18 protein-coding genes, 3 pseudogenes and 1 other annotated feature are annotated in these 21,206 nt (G+C 53.7%); of the genes and pseudogenes, 12 read left to right on the top strand and 9 right to left on the bottom strand.

Going from position 1 to position 21,206, the window contains the following annotated elements:
* Positions 1-900, bottom strand: a complete 900-nt coding sequence (hisG, locus tag ACLI4M_RS01310; RefSeq protein WP_048915602.1) for an ATP phosphoribosyltransferase — start codon at positions 898-900, stop codon at positions 1-3.
* 66 nt (positions 901-966) lie between these two features.
* Positions 967-1,089, bottom strand: a sequence feature (His leader region).
* Complete coding sequence (gene hisL, locus ACLI4M_RS01305; protein ID WP_100396937.1) at positions 1,065-1,112, bottom strand: his operon leader peptide; 48 nt, start codon at positions 1,110-1,112, stop codon at positions 1,065-1,067. It overlaps the preceding feature by 25 nt.
* A gap of 178 nt (positions 1,113-1,290) precedes the next feature.
* On the opposite strand from hisL, the gene ACLI4M_RS01300 reads away from it, so the two are divergent.
* Complete coding sequence (locus ACLI4M_RS01300) at positions 1,291-2,121, top strand: SDR family oxidoreductase (RefSeq protein ID WP_133623314.1); 831 nt, start codon at positions 1,291-1,293, stop codon at positions 2,119-2,121.
* A gap of 126 nt (positions 2,122-2,247) precedes the next feature.
* Here the strand turns inward: ACLI4M_RS01300 and ACLI4M_RS01295 are convergent, their stop codons facing one another.
* The 3 genes and pseudogenes from ACLI4M_RS01295 to puuD all read right to left on the bottom strand — a co-directional run bounded on the left by ACLI4M_RS01295 (position 2,248) and on the right by puuD (position 4,857).
* A complete protein-coding gene (locus ACLI4M_RS01295; RefSeq protein WP_133623315.1) occupies positions 2,248-3,525 on the bottom strand; it encodes an NAD(P)/FAD-dependent oxidoreductase in 1,278 nt (425 codons plus the stop codon).
* A 12-nt stretch (positions 3,526-3,537) separates the two neighbouring features.
* Entirely contained in the window at positions 3,538-4,095 is a 558-nt protein-coding gene (puuR, locus tag ACLI4M_RS01290) for an HTH-type transcriptional regulator PuuR (protein ID WP_133623316.1), read from the bottom strand.
* A pseudogene (gene puuD / locus ACLI4M_RS01285) lies at positions 4,092-4,857 on the bottom strand (gamma-glutamyl-gamma-aminobutyrate hydrolase). Before puuD ends, puuR begins: the two are co-directional and overlap by 4 nt.
* Before the next feature lie 228 nt (positions 4,858-5,085).
* On the opposite strand from puuD, the gene ACLI4M_RS01280 reads away from it, so the two are divergent.
* Together ACLI4M_RS01280 and ACLI4M_RS01275 are read left to right on the top strand one after the other, a co-directional pair.
* On the top strand, positions 5,086-6,504 hold the full coding sequence (locus ACLI4M_RS01280; RefSeq protein WP_208864910.1) for a glutamine synthetase family protein: 1,419 nt from the start codon (positions 5,086-5,088) through the stop codon (positions 6,502-6,504).
* A gap of 456 nt (positions 6,505-6,960) precedes the next feature.
* Positions 6,961-8,328 (top strand): amino acid permease, encoded by a 1,368-nt coding sequence (locus ACLI4M_RS01275; RefSeq protein ID WP_133623319.1) that lies wholly within the window; start codon positions 6,961-6,963, stop codon positions 8,326-8,328.
* 176 nt (positions 8,329-8,504) lie between these two features.
* Here ACLI4M_RS01275 and sbcB read toward each other — a convergent pair whose 3' ends face one another.
* Positions 8,505-9,932, bottom strand: coding sequence for an exodeoxyribonuclease I (gene sbcB, locus ACLI4M_RS01270; RefSeq protein WP_133623320.1), 1,428 nt, complete (start codon positions 9,930-9,932; stop codon positions 8,505-8,507).
* Positions 9,933-10,112: 180 nt separating this feature from the next.
* On the opposite strand from sbcB, the pseudogene ACLI4M_RS01265 reads away from it, so the two are divergent.
* The 5 genes and pseudogenes from ACLI4M_RS01265 to ACLI4M_RS01245 all read left to right on the top strand — a co-directional run.
* Positions 10,113-10,421 (top strand): annotated as a pseudogene (locus ACLI4M_RS01265) (Arm DNA-binding domain-containing protein); the annotation flags it as partial.
* Positions 10,402-10,752: pseudogene (locus tag ACLI4M_RS01260) on the top strand (IS3 family transposase); the annotation flags it as partial. The pseudogenes ACLI4M_RS01265 and ACLI4M_RS01260, both read left to right, overlap by 20 nt.
* A gap of 651 nt (positions 10,753-11,403) precedes the next feature.
* Positions 11,404-12,717 (top strand): hypothetical protein, encoded by a 1,314-nt coding sequence (locus tag ACLI4M_RS01255; protein ID WP_133623321.1) that lies wholly within the window; start codon positions 11,404-11,406, stop codon positions 12,715-12,717.
* Positions 12,718-12,728: 11 nt separating this feature from the next.
* On the top strand, positions 12,729-13,682 hold the full coding sequence (locus tag ACLI4M_RS01250; protein ID WP_133623322.1) for a glycosyltransferase: 954 nt from the start codon (positions 12,729-12,731) through the stop codon (positions 13,680-13,682).
* Positions 13,679-14,077 carry a GtrA family protein gene (locus ACLI4M_RS01245; protein WP_133623323.1) on the top strand — a complete coding sequence of 133 codons (399 nt, stop codon included), beginning with the start codon at positions 13,679-13,681 and terminating at the stop codon, positions 14,075-14,077. Before ACLI4M_RS01250 ends, ACLI4M_RS01245 begins: the two co-directional genes overlap by 4 nt.
* Positions 14,078-14,254: 177 nt before the next feature.
* Here the strand turns inward: ACLI4M_RS01245 and ACLI4M_RS01240 are convergent, their stop codons facing one another.
* Positions 14,255-15,352 (bottom strand): acyltransferase family protein, encoded by a 1,098-nt coding sequence (locus ACLI4M_RS01240; protein ID WP_133623324.1) that lies wholly within the window; start codon positions 15,350-15,352, stop codon positions 14,255-14,257.
* A 436-nt stretch (positions 15,353-15,788) separates the two neighbouring features.
* Here ACLI4M_RS01240 and ACLI4M_RS01235 point away from each other — a divergent pair, with 436 nt between their 5' ends.
* Positions 15,789-16,031: a hypothetical protein gene (locus tag ACLI4M_RS01235; RefSeq protein ID WP_133623325.1), complete on the top strand. Its 243-nt coding sequence runs from the start codon at positions 15,789-15,791 to the stop codon at positions 16,029-16,031.
* Between the two features lie 357 nt (positions 16,032-16,388).
* On the opposite strand, the gene lysM is transcribed toward ACLI4M_RS01235, so the two are convergent.
* A complete protein-coding gene (lysM, locus tag ACLI4M_RS01230; RefSeq protein WP_048915610.1) occupies positions 16,389-16,829 on the bottom strand; it encodes a peptidoglycan-binding protein LysM in 441 nt (146 codons plus the stop codon).
* 233 nt (positions 16,830-17,062) lie between these two features.
* Between lysM and dacD the strand changes: the two genes are divergently transcribed.
* The 3 genes from dacD (at position 17,063) to ACLI4M_RS01215 (ending at position 20,017) form a co-directional block, all read left to right on the top strand.
* Entirely contained in the window at positions 17,063-18,244 is a 1,182-nt protein-coding gene (dacD, locus tag ACLI4M_RS01225) for a serine-type D-Ala-D-Ala carboxypeptidase DacD (RefSeq protein ID WP_208864879.1), read from the top strand.
* A 235-nt stretch (positions 18,245-18,479) separates the two neighbouring features.
* A complete protein-coding gene (locus ACLI4M_RS01220) occupies positions 18,480-19,538 on the top strand; it encodes an FUSC family protein (protein ID WP_099753280.1) in 1,059 nt (352 codons plus the stop codon).
* Positions 19,539-19,699: 161 nt separating this feature from the next.
* Positions 19,700-20,017, top strand: coding sequence for a DUF496 family protein (locus tag ACLI4M_RS01215; protein WP_048915616.1), 318 nt, complete (start codon positions 19,700-19,702; stop codon positions 20,015-20,017).
* Positions 20,018-20,063: 46 nt separating this feature from the next.
* Here the strand turns inward: ACLI4M_RS01215 and ACLI4M_RS01210 are convergent, their stop codons facing one another.
* On the bottom strand, positions 20,064-21,074 hold the full coding sequence (locus ACLI4M_RS01210; protein ID WP_133623327.1) for a LacI family DNA-binding transcriptional regulator: 1,011 nt from the start codon (positions 21,072-21,074) through the stop codon (positions 20,064-20,066).
* Positions 21,075-21,206 lie beyond the last annotated feature (132 nt).

Here is a 21,206-nt window from a genome sequence, read left to right as displayed (position 1 = left end):
TTACTCCATCATCTTCTCAATCGGCAGCACCAGAATCGAGCTGGCACCCAGGGCTTTGAGTTTTTCCATGGTTTCCCAGAACAGCGTTTCGCTGCTGACCATGTGCATCGCCACGCGGCTCTTATCACCCGCCAGCGGCAGTACGGTAGGGCGCTCGGCCCCCGGCAGCAGGGCAATGATGTCTTCCAGACGTTCGCCCGGCGCGTGCAGCATGATGTACTTCGATTCACGCGCCTGGATCACGCCCTGAATACGCGTCATTAGTTTGTCGATCAGCTCCTGCTTGGCAGCCGGCATTTCGCCATCGCGCTGGATCAGGCAGGCCTTCGAGCGGTAAATGACTTCCACTTCGCGCAGACCGTTGGCTTCCAGCGTGGCGCCGGTTGACACCAGGTCACAGATGGCATCGGCCAGACCGGCGCGCGGAGCCACTTCAACGGAACCGTTCAGCAGGCAGGATTTGAAGCTGACGCCCTGCTTGTCGAGGTACTTTTTCAGCAGGTGCGGGTAAGAGGTGGCAATGCGTGAGTTTTGTAAACACTGCGGGCCGGTATATTCGTCATCAACCGACATCGCCAGCGACAGGCGGCAGCCGCCGAAGTCCAGACGGCGCAGGGTGAAATAGCGCGGGTCTTCGCCCTGAGCACGACGGGTCAGCAGCTCTTCTTCCAGCACGTTTTCACCAATGATGCCGAGGTCAACCACACCGTCCATCACCAGGCCCGGGATATCGTCATCGCGCACGCGCAGAATATCAATCGGCATGTTCTCGGCGAACGCGATCAGGCGCTGCTGTTGCAGATTAATTTTGATGCCGCAGCGCGCGAGCAGTTCGCGTGATTCATCGCTTAAACGGCCTGATTTCTGCATAGCTATGCGTAAACGGGTGTTATCTAACATCGGGGATAATCCTCTTTTCCTGTCTGCTTAAGTTCACTATGTCAGCGTTTCAATTGCACCGGGCCAAAAAAAAAGCCCCCGGAAGGCGATCTTCCGGGGGCTGATTTTGCGTTCTGCACCACTGGAAGATCCTGATCGTCTTCCAGCACACATCGCCTGAAAGACTAGTCAGGGTGATGGTGATGATGGTGATTGAACTGAACGCGTGTCATAAAATTCTCTTGGATGAATGGATATTCATATCGTGACAAATAACCTAACCAGAATAGGCGCGTGGCGCAACCCTTTTTTGTTAATGTTGAAAGATTCTCTTATCAACGGGCTGTTGTCACTGGCATAAGGCTGGCGTAGCCTGAAACTCTGACGGTGTGAGTTCACAGGAGTAAAAGGATGAAAAAAGTTGCGATAGTCGGGCTGGGGTGGTTGGGCATGCCGCTGGCCATGTCGCTGACGGCGGCTGGCTGGCAGGTGACCGGCACGAAAACCACGCAGGACGGGGTGGAGGCGGCACGGATGAGCGGTATCGACAGCTATCTGCTGGAATTGACGCCGGAGCTCATCTGCGAGTCGGAGGATCTGGAGTCTCTGCTCAGCCATGTAGACGCGCTGGTGATCACGCTACCGGCCAGCCGTACCGCCTCCGGCGGGGAGAGTTATCAGTTGGCGGTGCAGCAGCTGGTCGACAGCGCGCTGGCATATAGCGTACCGCGCATTATTTTCACCAGCTCCACTTCTGTCTACGGCGACAGCGTCGGCATGACCAAAGAGAGTTCGCCGCTTGAGCCGGTGAGTATCGCCGGGCGTACCCTGCGGGATCTGGAGAGCTGGCTGCACCATCTGCCTAATACTTCGGTCGATATTTTGCGCCTCGCCGGGCTGGTGGGACCTAACCGCCATCCGGGGCGTTTCCTCGCCGGAAAAACCGAGCTGGCGAACGGATCACAGGGCGTTAACCTGGTGCATCTGGAAGATGTGATCGAGGCGATTACGCTGCTGCTGCAAACGCCGAAGGGCGGGCACATTTACAACCTCAGCGCAGCGCAGCACCCGGCGCGTGCGCAGTTTTATCCGCAGGTGGCACGCCAGCTGGGGCTGCAACCTCCTACCTTCCTCGCGAATGACAGCGGTAACAGCGGCAAGCTGATCGACGGCAGTAAAATTTGCCGCGAGCTGGGCTTCGAGTACCGCTACCCCGACCCGAACAAGATGCCGTTAGCGTAAAATTACGGGCTGACTGAAAACAACGGGCTGACCGGAAAAGAGGGTCAGCCCCTACAGGCGATCGGGTTCCAAACCGTAGGGGTCGATCTTCTTTTCCGATCGACCCATAAACTTCCACGTTGCCCCTTAAACCCCCAGCCTGTCGCGCAACGCATACCATGCGGCACCTATTGCGGTTAGCGGCACGCGCAGCCGCCGTCCGCCCGGGAAGGGCAGATGCGGCAGTTTGGCAAAGGCATCAAAGCGCTCCGCATCGCCGCGCATCGCCTCTGCAATCAATTTCCCGGCCAGGTGGGTGCAGGTAACGCCGTGCCCGCTGTCACCCTGCATATAGTAAACGCCGCTCTCCAGCCGTCCGAACTGCGGCATGCGCGACAGGGTCAACAGAAAATTGCCGCTCCACGCAAAGTCAAATTTTACCCCTGCCAGCTGCGGGAAGGTTTTCAGCAGCTTCGGGCGGATCAGGGCATCAATATCGCCCGGATCGCGCGCGCCGTAGATTACCCCGCCGCCGTACAGCAGGCGGTTATCGGCGGTCAGGCGGAAGTAGTCCAGCAGGTAGTTACAGTCCTCGACGCAGCAGTTGTTCGGCAGCAGCGATAGCGCCTGGTCCGCAGACAGCGGCTCGGTGGCGACAATCTGCGAGCCGCAGGGCAGGCTTTTGTTCGCCAGCCGGGGTTCCAGATGCGGGGCCAGATAGGCATTGCCGGCAAAAATCACAAAGCGGGCTTTCACTTCGCCCTGCTCCGTGCGGATCAGATGCGGGTTGCCGTAGTTCACCGCGGTGACCGCCGAGTTCTCATAGATGCGCCCGCCGTGGCGACGAATGGCTTCGGCTTCACCCAGCGCCAGATTGAGCGGGTGAATATGGCCGCCGCGCTTGTCCAACAGGCCACCGACATAACGATCGCTGCCCACTTCCCGGCGAATACCGGTCTGGTCGAGCAGTTCAAGGTCATGATTGCCGTAGCGCTGCCACAGCTTGTGCTGGCTGCTAAGGTGCTGCATTTGTCGGTTGTTTAACGCGGCAAAAATACCGCCGGGGCGGTAATCACAACGGATGGCGTAGCGGTCGATGCGGTCACGGATAATCGCTGCCCCCTCGAACATCATGCTGCCGAGCAGGCGCGCGGTCTCTTTGCCGTAGCGCTGCTCAATCACATCAACGTCGCGACTGTAGGAGTTCACCACCTGGCCGCCGTTGCGCCCGCTGGCGCCAAACCCGACGCGCGCGGCTTCCAGCAGCACCACGTCGTATCCCGCCTCGGTGAGAAACAGCGCGGACGACAGCCCGGTAAAGCCGCCGCCAATCACGCAAACATCGCACTCTATTGCCCCTTCGAGCCGTGGCCAGGGATCGTGTGCATTGGTGGTTGCCGAATAGTAGCTGTTGATATGTTCCATGCAGTCTCCCTGTTAAAACGTGGCCGGCGTATGTGCGCTGATAATGCGGCAGGGCCGGGTCGACGTATTGGTAAAGCTGTGCGGGTGGCTGGTATTAATCACGTAGCTCTGCCCGGCGCGCAGCGGGTAACTCTGACCGCTGATGGTCAGGATGATCTCCCCCTCCAGCAGCGTGCCGGTCTCTTCGCCCTGATGACGAATTTTTTCACCGGTGGTCGCGCCGGGTTCATAGGTCTCCAGCAGCATCGCCAGCGTGCGCTGCGGATTACCGTTGTGGATTAGCCGCAGTGAAACGCCCTGGCTGCCAATATCGATCAGCTCGTGCGCATCGATCACCACTTTCGGCGGCTCATCCTGCACCTTCTCGGCAAAAAATTCGGACAGCGACAGGCCGTAAACCTTCAGCAGTTTTTGCAGGGTGCTGACGGCCGGGCTGACCTTGTCCTGCTCAATGGTGCTGATGGCGCTGTGCGTCAGGCCGGAAAGCTCGGCGACGCGCCGCTGAGACAGGCCCATCTGCTGGCGGATTTCCGCCAGGCGCCTTCCCGGTGCCAGCAGGGTTTCGCTCACAGCCGCGATCCTTTCTGAAACTGCTGACAGGCGTGAATAAACCCATCAAACAGCTGGCGCGAGAGCGCGGAGCTGTCACTGTGCCATTCCGGGTGCCACTGCACCGCCAGTGCGAAGGGATGCTGGCGATGGCTGACGGCTTCGATTAAACCATCTGCGGCACGCGCTTCAACCCGCAGCGCGCTGCCCGTTTCGCGAATGCCCTGACCATGCAGCGAGTTGACCCAAAATTTCTCAGCGTAATTGACCAGTGGGGCCAGCAGCCCGCCGGGTTCCAGCCACACCTCGTGGGCCGGAGCGTACTGCTCATCCAGCGTTAGCGCTTCATCCTCCCGATGTTCCTGCAGGCCGGGGATCTGATGCAGCTGGCGATGCAGCTTACCGCCGCTAGCGACCACCAGCTCCTGCAGGCCGCGGCAGATCGCCAGCAGCGGCAGCTGCTGCTCCAGAGCGTAATCTATCAGCGCAAAAGAGAGACGGTCGCGCCCCGGATCGGCCAGCGGCTCGTCCCCCGGCTCGCCGTAGTGGTGCGGTTCGATATTGCTCGGGCTGCCGGTAAGCAGAATGCCGTCGAGGACAGCCATAGCATTTTCTAATAGATGAGGGGCCGACATCAGCCCGTGGGGCAGGGCCAACGGCACACCGCCAGCGCCAAGTACCGCTTCCAGATATTTGTTATGCACCATCTGCGTGGGGTGCCCGCCAATTTCCGTTCTGACACATCACTACGCCAATCAAAGGCTTGTCAAAAATAATGCCCATTCCCCTCCCGTGGTACTGTTAAAAATATCAGCCGGTATCGCGCAGAATGACGCAAAAGTGTGCAATATATTTTCAATCTAGCAATCAGTTGATGAATATTCAAACGCAATGCGGGCAAAAATAAAGCTATCAGTAACATTTGCACACTTTTTATGTTGACGCTATGTTAAGGGAGTGGCCGTTATTTTGAGCGGGCACCGACTCCATAAACCTCATGCGGGCAGGTGCATCATGACCAATATCGTCGAAGTGGAAGACTTCACGAGGCACAGTGAAGAGAAACGAACCAGCGCGTTCCGGAATGAAGTGAAAGCTTATCTGGAACGCCATCCTGAAACTCAGTACGTCGATATTCTGCTTAATGATTTAAACGGTGTTTTTCGCGGTAAGCGCATTCCCATCGCCAGCCTGCTTAAGCTCGACAAAGGCTGCTACTTCCCGGCTTCGGTGTTCGCCATGGACATTCTGGGCAATACGGTGGAAGAGGCGGGGCTCGGTCAGGCGCTGGGCGAACCTGATAATATCTGCATGCCGGTTGACGGCACTCTCATCCCCTCTGCGGCTGACCCGCAACATCTGGCACAGCTTCTGCTGACCATGTGCAATCAAGATGGCACTCCCTTTGACGTTGAACCCCGTAATGTCCTCAATCAGCTGTGGCAACAGCTGCGCAACCGAGGACTGTTCCCGGTGGTAGCGGTAGAGCTGGAGTTCTATCTGGTCGATAAGCAGCGCGATGCAGAGGGCTATATCCAGCCGCCGTGCGCGCCGGGTAGCGACGAACGTAATATGCAAAGCCAGGTTTACTCCGTCGACAATCTTGACCACTTCTCTGAGGTATTGGGGGATATTGACTCGATTGCCCGTCAGCAGGGCATCCCCGCCGACGGGGCGCTGGCGGAGGCTTCGCCAGGCCAGTTTGAGATTAACCTGCACCACACCCGCAACGTATTAAGCGCCTGCGACCATGCCGTGCAGCTGAAACGCCTGGTGCGCCAGGTGGCCGAGCAGCACGGCATGAACGCCACCTTTATGGCGAAGCCGTATGAGGAGTACGCGGGCAGCGGCATGCACGTGCATATCAGCATGCTGGATGCCGCCGACCACAATGCTTTTGCCTGCGATGACGGCAGCGACTCGCCGCTGCTGAAGCGAGCGCTGGCCGGGATGATCGACCTGATGCCCGCTTCGATGGCGCTGCTGGCCCCTAACGTCAACGCCTACCGCCGCTTTCTGCCGGATGCTTTCGTCCCGCTTCAGGCTTCCTGGGGGCACAATAACCGCACCGTCGCGCTGCGCATTCCCTGTGGCGATAGTGATAATCACCGCGTGGAGTATCGCGTAGCGGGGGCCGACGCCAATCCTTATCTGGTGATGGCGGCCATTCTCGCCGGGATCCTGCACGGCATCGATAATCAGCTGCCGCTGCCGCCCGCGGTAAAAGGCAACGGCCACGAGGCCGAGGGCAACCCGCTGCCGATCCGCCAGAGTGATGCGCTGTACGAGTTTGAGCAGAATCATGCCCTGCAGAAACTGCTCGGCAAGCGCTTCGGTTTTGTCTGGCACAGCTGCAAGCATCACGAACTGATGCACTTTGAGCGCCTGGTTACCGCCACCGAAATCGACTGGATGCTGAAAAACGCCTAAGCGCGCAGCGGCGAGGCACGCCTCGCCCGCTCTTTTCAGGCAAAAATATGTAAGAGAAGGTCTCCAACACTTGTCATACTGCTTTGTTATGGTGCAAAATATGCGCCTTGCAATTTGCAACATAAAACCGACGCTGGATTTACCCCGGCGGCGGTATTTTTTTATCTGTATGCAAAGCGCAGGACTTTCGCATTCTAATGAGGCCGGTCCAGAACCGGATGGATATACGCTTTTAAAAACACGGTGACGTGTACATTGAGGAAACAAACATGGGGCAACATCTTCTTACTCCGGTATCGGCTGGGATTCGCCAGCGCGATGACTACGGCGCCACAGCAGGTTACACCTTCACGCCTGCCTGTCGTTCCATGAATCCTCTTTCGAAAAGCTCTCGCATAATGCGAAGTTTCCCTGTGGTTCAACCCAGAAAGGTTGACGCTATGGGGAGGCTGAACCATGTCGCATAGTACCGCTACTCCAGCCGCACAGCCGCGTGCACATCTGAAAAAAACGCTGACGTTACTGCCTGTTGTTATGATGGGTCTGGCTTATATGCAGCCGATGACACTGTTCGATACTTTCGGCATTGTTTCCGGTCTGACTGACGGCCACGTCGCGACCGCATACGCATTCGCGCTGATTGCTATTCTGTTTACCGCGCTGAGCTACGGCCAGCTGGTGCGCCGTTTCCCGTCTGCGGGTTCGGCCTATACCTATGCGCAGAAAGCCATCAGCCCGCACGTCGGCTTTATGGTCGGCTGGTCTTCGCTGCTTGATTATCTGTTTATGCCGATGATCAACATTCTGCTGGCGAAAATTTACTGGGAAGCTTTAGTTCCCGGCATTCCATCGTGGATCTTTGTGGTACTGCTGGTGGGCTTTATGACGCTCTCCAACCTCAAAGGCATCAAAACCGTAGCCAACTTTAACAGCGTGATCGTGGTGCTGCAGGTGGCGGTGATGGTGGTGATCATGGGGATGGTGGTGTATGGCGTGGCGCACGGCGAAGGTGCCGGGACGCTGGTCAGCAGTAAACCATTCTGGTCTGAGAATGCTCATGTGGTGCCGATGATCACCGGGGCGACGATACTCTGCTTCTCGTTCCTTGGCTTTGACGGTATCAGCTCACTGTCGGAAGAGACCAAAGACGCAGAGCGCGTGATCCCGAAAGCGATTTTCCTTACCGCACTGATTGGCGGCGTGATCTTTGTCGTGGTCTCCTATTTCCTGCAGCTGTACTTCCCGGATATCTCACGCTTCAAAGATCCGGACGCGTCGCAGCCGGAAATTATGCTGTACGTGGCGGGTAAAGCCTTCCAGTTCGGCATCCTGATCTTCTCCTGCGTCACCGTGCTGGCATCCGGCATGGCAGCCCATGCGGGCGTGTCGCGTCTGATGTACGTGATGGGCCGTGACGGCGTGTTCCCGGAGCGTTTCTTCGGCTATATCCATCCGAAGTGGCGCACCCCGGCGCTGAACGTGCTGCTGGTTGGCGCGATTGCCCTGTCGTCGATCTCCTTCGACCTGGTGACCGCTACGGCACTGATTAACTTCGGTGCGCTGGTGGCGTTTACCTTCGTTAACCTGTCGGTGATCTCGCAGTTCTGGATCCGTGAGAAGCGCAATAAGACTCTGAAAGACAACTTCAAGTTCCTGATCCTGCCGCTGCTTGGCGCACTGACCGTAGGTGCTCTGTGGGCGAACCTGGAAGAGAGCTCGATGGTGCTGGGGCTGGTGTGGGCCGCAATCGGCCTGGTCTACCTGGCGTTCGTCACCCGCAGCTTCCGTAACCCGGTGCCGCAGTGGAGCGAAGAAGGGCTGTAATTCCCGATGCGGGGCGACCGGTACACATGGTCGCCCCCTGCGGGTGATTCAGAGCCATTTTTGTAGGGGCTGACCCTCTTTTCGGTCAGCCCTTGTCATTTCAGGACACTAACTCCCGCGCATACTCGAACTATTTTGTAGGGGCTGACCCTCTTTTTCGGTCAGCCCTTGTGATATCAGGACACCAACTCCCGCGCATACTCGAACAACGCCTTCAGCTGATCCAGCTTCTCCTGCTCCCCTTCGTACTGATTAAACAGCATCTCCAGCTCCTGCACATAGCTTTGCACCCGCTCAGGGTTCAGCATCTCACGGCGGTGCTGCAGCCAGCGCTTCTGCTCGGCGTCATCCAGCGTGCCGAAGAAGTTGCGCGCGCGGTAGCGGAACAGCAGCTTATCAATACGCGCATCGTTAAAGCTCAGATCCAGCGCCGGCAGATTTTCCGCGGCAGTCTGGCGAAGTATATTCATCGCGTTGCGATCGGCATCGCTGAAGAAGCCGTTATAGATCTGCGCATCGACATCCTCCGACGGGGTAAAGGGTTCGGCTTCCGCAAACAGCGCCACCACTTTTTCGCGCACCTCCGGATGCTGACGCAGCAGGGCGAGATTATCCAGGCAGCGCTGGCGGTCAATGCCGATGCGCTCGGCATCTTCCGGGCGCAGGGTATTCGCCGGGGCAACCACCGGGCATTTATTAATATGCACCAGTTTAAGCGGCACCGGGAAGGCATCTCCCAGCTCGTCGCGGCGGGTATACAGGCGTTCGCGCAGCGCGTCGGCGTCCAGCTCCAGCAGCGGCGACATATTACCGCCGAGATCGCAGGTAATCAGCGCATTACGGTTTTCCGGGTGCCAGGCGAGCGGGGCGATCCAGCTGGTATTGCCGCGCGCCGCGCCAAACATGCCGGAAATATGCACCAGCGGTTTCATCTGCGGAATATCGACCAGCGCGGTGATCTTCTGCTTATTGCGGTGGCTGAACAGGAAGTCATACAGGCGCGGCTGCTTCTCTTTGACCAGCCTGGCCATGGCAATGGTGGCATAAACGTCCGACATCGCATCATGGGCGTTGTCATGGGCCACGCCGTTGGCTTTGGTCAGGTGCTCAAGGCGGAAGCTGGGGAAGCCATCCTCATTTTCCGGCCACGCAATCCCGTCCGGGCGCAGGGCATAGCAGGCTCGCATCACGTCCAGCAGATCCCAGCGGCTGTTACCGTGCTGCCAGCTCCACGCGTAAGGGTCGTAAAAGTTGCGATAAAACAGGTTACGGCTGACTTCGTCGTCAAAACGCACGTTGTTGTACCCCACCACGCAGGTGTTCGGCTCGCTGAACAGCTGGTGGATGCGGCGGGTAAACTCCACTTCCGGCACCCCACGGGCGCGGGCAATCTGCGGGGTAATCCCGGTGATCATTACCGCTTCCGGCTGCGGCAGATAGTCATCCGCAGGCTGGCAGTAAAACACCTCCGGCTCGCCAATGATGTTAAAATCCATATCGGTACGGATGCCGGCAAACTGCGCAGGACGGTCCAGCGATGGGCTTTTACCAAAGGTTTCGTAATCGTGAAAAAGGAAGGTGGGCTGGCTGGTGGCGTTTTTCACTATTTTTCTCTGTTCACTTCTATTGATTAAATCGCTGAAAAGGTAGTGCTCAACTCAACTTCTAAACCCTACTTTGTCCACATCTGTTCATTCATCTTCATTGTGGTTTGCATTAATCCATTCAATATTGTGTACATAGTTGGTACAGAATCACTGAAACCACGTGTGGAAAAAAATATTATGGCCCTCAGCGGCACTAAACTCCGCTCCGTACATGGTAAACCATATTCGGGAAGTCCTGAAGTAGTAGACGCTTATGGTCTTGGCATTCGCATATCTCCGAAGGGTATTATCACCTTTCAGTATTGATACAGGTGGGGCGGGAAAGCCCATAGGCTAGGCCTTGGCAGAAACCCAGCAGTGAGGCTATAGAATGTCAGAGCGACGACCACCGATCTTCGTGTGATGTATGACAGCAGGAAAGACCCGCGCTTCTACTTCGAGAGCGAATCTGGCGATAAGAGTACGACTGTTGCTGGATGCGCTGATGATGGCGGTCTGGCGACGTAAACCCGACAGCAAGGTTTTCGTGCACTCAGATCAGGGCAGCGAGTACGGCAGTGACGACTGGCAGCGCTTCTGCCGGGCCAATAACCTGTCCCCAAGCATGAGCCGGCGTGACAACTGCTAGGATAATGCGGTGGCTGAATTGTTCTTCAGTTCACTGAAAAAAGAACGGATCAGAAAACGCATCCATAAAATCCGGGATCTGGCCCGGGCCGATATCTTCGATTACATTGAAGTCTTCTATAACCGGTCCCGGCGCCACAGTCATCTCGCCGGCGTTAGTCCGGGGGCCTTTGAACAGGTCTCGTCGTGAGGACAGAATTTGTCTACTGTCGTGGGTCAGTCCATTCATGATGACGAGATGCAATAGAGTAAACATCAACTCCTATGGCACTGAAAATCTAACTGTTGTTTCTAGAGATGGAAGGCTGGCAAAAGTAGTAAACAGTCAAGTATCCTTCAGTGGCCTACAGGCTTCCCAGACCGTCAACCTTTAAGGCGTTAATGCATTAACAGTGTCATGAAACTCACAGGTAACTATTAACGAATTATTCATAGCTGTCGCTAGTTCGGCATAGATTCCCTTGCAAACTGACAACACCTCTCGAGTACGCATATTGGGTTTAAGTCAACTGGACCTTCGTCATTAGGTAATTATATAGGGTAACAAACTATCATCTACGCCGATCAGGGATGGAATCAGTGTTAAACTTCCTTGGAAACGGGAATGGCGGGTTAATGAGGATAGGAGCAGTAGTGCTGTGGCATTATGGGACAGGTCTTCGTATCAAGCGAGGAACAGACCCTTGAGCGTTTGTGATGGCATTGCACTGTAACTAAACCACAGCCGCTTAGGCGGCCTTCTCATCAGTCTAATTACCCCCAAAGATCTTGCCTGCCCACACCTCATGTGTAAAAATCCCTTCCCTAAATTCTCAGAAAAAACTCAAAATTAGATTACTCAATGTCAATTGCAAGGATAGATTTCAAGAGCGCCACCCCTCAGGTTTTGTTGTCGTTGTTAGGTCTGATTGTAACGCTTTGGGCGTTTTATCCTGGCATTGTCAGCAGTGACGCACTGGACCAGTACCAGCAAGGCTCAAGATTTATATTCACCGACTGGCATCCACCTGTAATGAGCTTCATCTGGTCCATGACAGATAAGGCAATACCAGGCCCATTTGGTATGCTCCTCTTGGAATGCCTTATGTATTGGGGATCGCTATTACTGCTGTCCGCTTCTATCCCTGCAAAACAAAAAACTATCTCTTTGTCGGTTATTGTTGTCGGGTTTATGCCTTTCGCCTTGGGCACTCTAAGCCACATACTTAAAGATGTTTTCCATGCTGTAACATGGCTTCTGGCAGTTGGTTTGGTTGCAGTGAGCAACAGGAATGAATCAGGGAAAAGGAAAGCACTTATACTTGCTGGCATTCTTCTGGTGCTGGGTAGCATGTTTAGATTCAACGCCATATTCGGTCTTATTCCTCTGGCATGGCTACTGGTTGCAGGCGTAAAGACGCGAGAGTGGAAAAAGGTGGCGTTTATATTTGTGTTATTCCCACTATGTACAGTACTTATAACCTCATTTTTCAATTACAAGATTCTAAGCGCTTCAAAATCGAAGGCATATCAGTCTCTGACAGTTTTTGATATTGGCGGCGTATCGCATTTCTCAAACAGAAACTACTTCAAAGAAGAATGGAATACCGAGGAAGACAGCAAGGTAAGAAATGAGTGCTACGATTCACGCTCCTGGAACAGCTATGCATGGGGTCCTTGTGGTTTTGTTTTGAAAAAACTTGTTGCGTCGGGCTCTTGGGGGGATGGTTCTTTGATGGGTAACTGGCTAGAAGCTATGTACCAACAACCAACTGCATACCTGCACCACCGATATGAAAACTTCATGAATCTCCTGTGGGAGCCTGGTGGGATTCTTGAGGATAGAACGGCCAAGAACTCATTAGGCTTCGAATACAAAAAGACCGCAGCCTTTAATGGTTTGCAAGGGTTAACTGATTCCCTTCGCGACTCCCCTTTATTTAAGCCTGGGTTCTGGTTAATAGTGTCATTGGTTTTCTCTTTGTATGGTTTGTTAGCCTGCAAAGGAGAAGCAAGAAATTTAATCATTGCATTGAATACATCAAGCTTCCTTTATCTGTTTGCGTATTTCTTTGTAGGTGTAGCATCTGATTTCAGGTACGCCTACTGGTCTATTATGGCGACGTCAGTTAGCGTTCCGTTTATTTTACTATCTATCAAAACTAGAAATAATTAATCGAGGTTAGTATGCAATATCGTGGACAGCACGTTGCATTAATAGTCCCATGCTACAACGAAGAGTCAGCAATAGAATCAGTGGTGCGGGAGTTTAGGGAGGCTATGCCTGAGATTGATATCTACGTTTTTGATAACAACTCAAGCGATCACACCTCTCAGGTTGCCGCAGAGTCGGGAGCCAAGGTTATATCAGTTAGCTTGCCAGGCAAAGGAAACGTAGTAAGACGCATGTTTGCTGATGTTGAAGCTGATATCTACGTTATGGTGGATGGTGATGCAACGTATGAAGCAGGTGCGGTTCGCTCACTGGTTGACCAGCTCTTGGACAACCATCTCGACATGGTTGTTGGTTGCAGAAAAACTAAAGAAGAGATTTCTGGAGAGGCTTACCGACGTGGGCACCAGTGGGGGAACTATATGCTCACCCACAGCGTTGTGAAGATATTTGGCGGTAACTTTAATGACATGCTATCCGGGTACCGGGCATTTACACGCAGGTATGTGAAATCATTCCCCGCCATTTCGCGTGGCTTCGAAATCGAAACAGAACTCACCGTTCACGCACTTGAGCTTCGCATGCCATACGGAGAGGTAATGACCGCATACGGTGTGCGTCCAGAGGGTTCAGTCAGCAAGCTTTCCACATACCGTGATGGACTCAGGATTCTGAAGATGATCGCAAGGCTATACATCACGGAAAGGCCATTTGCCTTCTTTGGTATATGCGCTCTGGTAATGGCTATGATATCTGTCATCCTAGGGTTTCCTCTTCTGACAGAATTCCTTAAAGACGGTCTTGTTCCTCGCCTTCCTACAGCAGTGCTGGCAGCATCAATTATGATAGCCGCAGCGCTTTCATTCGTGTGTGGATTAATCCTAGATAATGTTACAAGAGGGCGACATGAAATGAAGAGACTGGTATACCTCGGAATACCACTTCCTTCCATGAGAAAAGATAAATGATGAAAGCGCTGAGAGAGGCATTATTTTTTGCGATAAGCGGCGCCCTTGGGTTTCTGGTAGATACGGCGGTTCTCTATATTTTCATAGGAAGTCTTGGACCATATATCGCAAGATGCTTCTCTTTTCTTACTGCAGTTGCGTTTACATGGGGCTTTAACAGAAGAATAACCTTCAATGGTAAAAGCTCCAACATGAAACCACGTAATGAGTTTCTAACATATTTGATTCTCATGCTCGGTGGAGGAGCGGTAAACTACGGTGTGTATAGTTGGCTGATTTCTGTGTACAGCGTTGTTATCGATTACCCCGTAATCGGAGTGGCTGCAGGGAGTGTTGCCGGCATGTTTGTAAATCTGGCTACATCAAAGCTCATCTTGTTCCGTAAAGATTCATAAACTAAAAATTTTTCATCAGCAACACGTGAGCCAAGAAAAACTGAATGCATCAGCATACCAGGCATCTGGAATGGAGGTTTTTTTTAAGGATTGGATCTGTAAGACTATGGGGTGACGGGACAGGCCTCAGGATAAAAAAGAGGCGCTGCCCCAACTTCAGCTACAGACGGCACTGCATTAGAGTGAATTACTAGATGGTAGCGAATTATGGCCTCTTTTTATCAATCTTTTTCCAATTGACATGAATGGCTTCTCTATATATTCAAAAGTTAACCACGATGCAGCTATAGAAGCCAGAACCATATAGGAAAATCGTGAGAAACCACTAGTGCTCTCATACATCGGTACGTGTTCGGGGTAATAAATCATGACATAAATAACAATTACGTGCATCAAGTACATTGAATAGGATATATCACCTAATGCATTCAAAATTCTGCTTTGTCCTAGGGTGTTACTTTGCTCGTATGTAATTAGACTAAAAATAATCAGCACGCCCCAAGTTCCATAATTTAATGGGCCGGGTCCTATCATGTAGTTGCTAAAGTAGCATACGAAAACAAATGACACACACATGAATAGTATGAAGCCAGAATATTTGTCGCTCCTTAATCTTTTAAGTGTCTCATATATTAACATTCCATAGATAAATTCAATCATCATCGGTGATGCAACAAAGTTCAAGAAAGGAAGGCTGGTTCCATTTAGTGACATCGAACCTGATAGAGATACTCTTTCGTTATAAAAAAGCTGAATGATAATTAGCGGTAATATTATTAAGCTTGTAGAAATTAAAATTCTGTTTCTGTGGCTTATCCACATTGCAACAACAAATAAAGCATAGAAGTAAATTTCATACGTAAGTGTCCACGCGGTATATAATATGCTGTACCCAAAAAACGGCCCGTGCAATGTGTAATCTGTGTGAATCAGAAAAGCAGACCTAACCAAGGATAAAATGTCAATCTCCCTGGCAGGGGTAACCACCAAGTAGCATATTAATAAAGATACAATAAAAACAGGGTAGATCCTGAAAAATCTCCTAGTAACAAATGAGCTTATCTTTGATCTCTCTTTTGAATGAGTTGAGAATGCAATGATAAATCCGCTAATTACAAAGAACAAGTCTACTCCAAACTGTCCATTTAAGAATAAATAGTTCCCTAAATCCTTAACTCCCAAAACTCCATTCAAAAACTGTTTTGAGTGAAAGCAGACAACCAAAAGTGCGGCAATGCCACGAAGATAGTGAATTGAGTTTATTCTATTGTTCATATTTTCCGACGACAGTGTCGATTCATTGATGGTGGATAGTTTAACATCTGTCAGGAATTCATCAAGAAACTGTAAAGGTGGACTCAAAAAATGCACTTAGATATCATCATCCTGACAAAGATCCCCGCTCCACCCGGTTGATCATTCCCGCCAGTCGATTTAATAACACTGTATGTCCAAACAGAGCAGGGGTGACCATGGGCAAAAGAGACGAGATCCCTGCAGGGTTCCGGGTCAGTATACAGTAGCGGCTAATTGGCTGCTCACAGTGACGACAGCTGACTTTGTCGCGGCGCTAAAGCTGGTTAACTATGACTGGCCGCTGGCAGAGGAAATCGCTGGATAGAGCACTACCAGAGCACGTTCATAGGTGTATCGACAGAAGAGGGCGAGCGCCGGACGTCCTGCTGTTCAATCCGAACAATAGAGGCTTCTAATGGGCTTTCCATCCCTGGCCACGGATTACATTGAAGACGGCATATGCCTGAACCCTATTTTCATACCGCACACATCAGCAACATCCCTAACTGAGTTCGGCGGCCGGCAGTACGCCATTGACTGCGCAGTGGCACCGGACGGCGACGCGAAGGAAGGCTACTCGCTGAGTGAAGTCATTGTGATCGGCACTGTGGTGCTGAAAATAACGAAGCATCACGATTTCAACTGGCCGGTCATTTGATGCCAGAAAGCAAGGTGTGTAAAGAAATACGTGCAAAAAATGAGTTTACTTTGTTGGATAGCAGTAGTTACAAGGATTCAGCGTGCCGTTTCGTAGTCGTGGAAGAGGAAGGTGGGCTGGCTGGTGGCGTTTTTCATGATGTTATGGCGGTCCACTTAATAATTAACTTCCTGAAAACGCAGCATTGAGTCTGGCGGGAAAATCCCTCTACCTTCATCCTGAGCTCTCTCCTGAGCGATGCGTTTTAGTGATATGCCTTATGGTAAACCATATCCCCTACAGGCTGAAGCGTCGCAGCAGCGGTGTCAGACGAAAAAAAACCGGCATTTCGCCGGTCAGGTAAGGTCACGCGCAGGATTACTGCGGTATGCGCAGCTTCTGGCCCGGGTAGATCTTGTCCGGATGGCTCAGCATCGGCTTATTGGCTTCGAAAATTTTATTGTAGTCGTTGGCGTTGCCATACTCTTTCTTGGCGATGGCACTCAGGGTATCACCGGAAACAACGGTATAGAATCTGGCCTCAACGGCTACCGAGGTGACGGTAATCTTGTCATCTACGCTGCTGATACCCTTCACGTTGCCGGCGGCGACAATGATCTTCTCTTTCTCCTCCTGCGTCAGGCCATCACCGGTAACCACGACCTTGTCACCATTGACCTCAACCTTGACCTTATCAGCACCGGGGATCCCCGATTTTTTCAGGTCATCTTCAATTGCAGTCGCCTGCGCGTGTGCATTGCCGGAGAAGGCCTCGATAATTTTGCTTCCGGCCTCTTTAACGAAATCAAGCAGTCCCATATCCATAACTCCTGTTAGTGGGTGAGTAGAGCAGCTTAAGTTTAGACGGCCCGGCACTTTTTGCGCGGCAGATGCCCGACCCGGTTAAAATTTTATCGGAAATGAGACCCGACTTTCATCGCTTAATCGGCTGATTTATTCATATTTTCTTGCAATTTATTCACACAAAATGCCAAAGGATCCCGTACAACATGCGCAGTTTTTTTATCTGTTACCGTATTGAGGATTGAGTGTTGAAAAAGCGTCAGCTTGCAAGTTTAACCGTGGTTATGGCCCTGAGTACCGTAGCCCATGCCGAAAACAACCCGGGCGTTGACGCACTGGCGTTCCCAATGACTGCCCCGGCGATTGATGCCGCTTCCTGGGTACTGATGGATGCCACTACCGGGCAGATCCTCACCTCCGGCAACCCGGATGAGCGCCGCAATCCGGCCAGCCTGACCAAGCTGATGACCGGCTATGTGGTTGACCGCGCTATTGATAAAAAGCGGATTAGCCGTGATGACATGGTCACCGTCGGGCAGGATGCCTGGGGAGCAGGCAACCCGGTATTTAAAGGTTCTTCGCTGATGTTCCTTAAGCCGGGGGAGAAGGTCTCGGTGCGCGATTTAAGCCGCGGCGTGATTATCGATTCGGGCAATGATGCCTGCGTGGCGCTCGCCGATTATGTGGCGGGCAGCGAGGCAAACTTTGTCACCATGATGAATCAGTATGTTGAAAAGCTTGGCCTGGCTAATACCCACTTTGAAACCGTTCACGGGCTTGATGCACCGGGCCAGTTCACCACCGCGCGCGACCTGGCGAAGCTGTCACGGGCGATCATCAGCGGCGAGCCGGACTTCTACCAAATGTACAGCGAGAAGTCGCTCACCTGGAACGGCATTACCCAGCAGAACCGCAACGGCCTGCTGTGGGACAAAACCCTGCACGTCGACGGGCTGAAGACCGGCCACACCGAAAGCGCCGGCTTTAATATCATTGCCTCCAGCGTGGACGGTCAGCGCCGCCTTATTGCCGTGGTGATGGGGGGTAAAAGCCCGAAAGGGCGTGAAGAGCAGGCGCGCAAACTGCTGATCTGGGGCCAGAGCAATTTCGATACCGTCCAGCTGTTCCACGCGGGCAAAGAGATTGGCCATGAAAATGTCTGGTACGGCAACCCGCACCGCATTTCTCTGGGCAGTGAAAATGACGTCTATCTTACCCTGCCACGCGATGCAGTGCAGAAGGTCAAAGCCAAGTACGTCATCGACCGCAAGGATCTGGAAGCACCGATTAAGCTGCACGAGCAGGTCGGCACTATTCAACTGGTTGAGGGCGATAAGCAGCTGGCCAGCTACCCGCTGGTGGCGCTGCAGCCGATAGAAGAGGCAGGCGTTATCACGCGCATTTCAGACTATATCAAGCGCAAGCTGTAAGGCTGATTTTTCCATGGCCGCCTTCCTGCGGCCATGTTATTTAAAAGTTAATAAATTCATCGGCAAGGTAATGGATTATTAACGGGCTGTATCTCCCCGGTAAACTCAATGTTTTCTGCCGTTAACTCGCCATAAATGAGTGAAAAAACATCTGAAAAGCGTCGCTCTACGCCTTTTCCCGACCCCGACTTCAGGTATCATGGCGCGCAGAGACCCCCATCTTTCGGAGCCTGTTTTGCGACCGGACAAGCCGATTTCGGCCCTGCAGTTCAACGTATATCGTAATTACCGCACAGTGCACGGCGTGCGTATCGCGCTGGCTTTCGTGCTTACCTTCCTGCTGGTCAGGCTGATGGAGATCCCCGAGGGCAGCTGGCCGCTGATCACGCTGGTGGTGGTGATGGGGCCGATATCCTTCTGGGGCAATGTCTTCCCGCGCGCGCTGCAGCGCATTGGCGGCACCCTGTATGGCTCTATCTCCGGGCTGATCGCGCTCAGGCTGGAGCTGATCTCGCTGCCGGGCATGCTGCTGTGGTGCGCGGCGATCATGTTTATCAGCGGCTTTCTGACGCTGGGCAAACAGCCCTATATGGCGCTGCTGATTGGCATCACCCTGGCGGTGATCTGCGGCGGGATCCCGGGGGATATGACCACCGCCCTGTGGCGCGGCGGTGATGTGATCCTCGGCTCGCTGCTGGCGCTGCTGTTCACCAGCATCTGGCCGCAAAAAGCCTACACCCACTGGCGCATTCAGCTGTCCGATCTGCTGCTGGAAACCGCGCGGGTTTATCACGCCGGTTTCTCTCCCAACCTTGTTGAAAAACCGCGCCTGACGCGCCCGTTACAGCGCCTGCTCAGTAATGTGATTAAGATGCGCGCGCTGATCGAGCCTTCCAGTAAAGAGACGCGCACGCCGCGCTCGGTATTTGAAGGGATACAGACGCTGAACCGCAATCTGGTCTGCACGCTGGAGCTGCAGCTCAATGCCTGGTGGGCGTCGCGCCAGAGCCACCTGATTATGCTGAACGCCCCGGCGCTGCGCCGCACCCAGCAGATGACCGAAAATACGCTGCGGGCGCTGTCGCAGGCTATCGTGGAGGGGAATACCGACAAGATTGGGGCAAATAGCGAAGAACTGGTGGAGATTACGCGGGAACTGCGCCAGCTGATCGCCGAGTCTGACAGTGACGAACTGGTGGAAACCCCCATTCACGGCTACGTCTGGCTCAGTCTGGAGATGGTCCGGCAGCTGGAGCGGTTATCGGAACTTATTCGCCTGGCGCTGCGAAAATAGAATGATCCAGCAACAACTTACTGCGAGGCGGGTCGCTTCAGGGTAAGATAGGCCCAATCCGATTCTGCAAGTTTAAAATTGCCATCGCCAGCGGCGCGCCGCTAATCTGATGGCTACGACAATGATGCCTGTGTAAGCAGGCCCAAATGAAAGGTGTCTTCATGGAAAATGCAAAGCAATCATTTCAGGACGTACTGGAGTTCGTGCGTATGTTTCGTCGTAAGAACAAGCTGCAACGTGAAATTCACGACAACGAAAAGAAAATCCGTGATAACCAGAAGCGTGTTCTGCTGCTCGACAACCTGGGTGAGTACATTAAACCCGGCATGAGCGTGGAAGCTATCCAGGAGATTATCTCCAGCATGCGCAGCGATTACGAAGATCGCGTGGATGATTACATCATCAAAAATGCCGACCTCTCTAAAGAGCGTCGCGATCTGTCGAAGAAGCTGAAAGCGATGGGCGAGCCGAAAGCGTAACGGCGAACGCCAGCATGATAAAGGCCGGGCAATCTGTCCGGCTTTTTTATGCCTGCTGTTCCGGAGCCTGACGGGTGCTGGCGCGCACCACCAGCGTGGTGGCAAAAGGCGTCAGCGCCTCACCGGCAGCGGGGTTTTCCAGCTTAGCCACCAGCCAGTTCACGCTGCATTCACCTAGCTGGCGCATATCCTGGCGCACCGTGGTCAGCGGCGGCTGATACCAGGCGCTGTCGGCGGTATCATCATAGCCCACCACCGACATCTGCGCAGGTACCGCCACGCCAAGCTGATGCAGCGCCTGCATCGCACCGAGTGCCATCTGATCGTTAGCCACTAACAGCGCCGTAGGGCGTGCCTGACCCTCCAGCTGCATCACCGCCCGGTAGCCGGACTCTGCGCTCCAGTCGCCGCTTAGCTGCTGTGTGGGCGCCAGATCCCGTTCCCTCAGCACCGCCAGCCACGCCTTGCTGCGCGCCTGCGCCGCCACCGAGTCCACCGGCCCGTTCAATAACGCGATTCGCCGATGCCCCAGCTGCAAAAGATGCTCGGCCCCCTGGCGTGCGCCAGTCTCTGCGCTGAAGCTGCATATCGCCACCGCGGCATCCTCCGCCACATCCAGAAAGATGCAGGGCAGGGATCCCGCCATCTGCTCAATCTGGCTGGCGGCAGAGGCATCAAGCGGAATATTGATTATCAGCGCGTCGACGCGCTGTGCCAGCAGGTCGCTGACCGCCTGGCGTGCGCCGCCGCTGCCCGCCATCGCTATCACCAGGTGGTAGTCCAGCTGGCTGGCGCGCTGCTGAATGGCGGAGGCAATCTGCGCCGGAGCCAGCAGCGCGAGGTCGCTGGTGGCGAGGCCGAGCGTGCGCGTATTCTTGCCCGCCAGCTGCTGTGCCACCCGGTTTGGCACATAGTTAAGCGCCTGCATCGCTGCCTCAACCCGCTGGCGGGTCTTTCCGGAGACCTGCTGCGAATGGTTCAGCACTCTGGAGACGGTTTGATACGAGACGCCAGCGGCACGGGCGACATCTTCCAGCGTCACGGAACGGGGTTTCATAGGTCACTCCTGTTTTTGATGGCGCAGTGTAGCAACAAATCGCGCGCGCATCTTTCGCTTTACCGCAGGCGGTTCCGGGGCTGGATCGTTTAGTCGGGGTTTAATCAAAAATCCATCGTCTCCCTATAATGG

It is taken from the genome of Erwinia sp. LJJL01, from assembly GCF_047300805.2.
GTDB classification, from domain to species: domain Bacteria; phylum Pseudomonadota; class Gammaproteobacteria; order Enterobacterales; family Enterobacteriaceae; genus Erwinia; species Erwinia aphidicola.
Note: the sequence above shows the minus strand (reverse complement) of the source record. Positions and strands in the feature narration are given on the sequence as shown.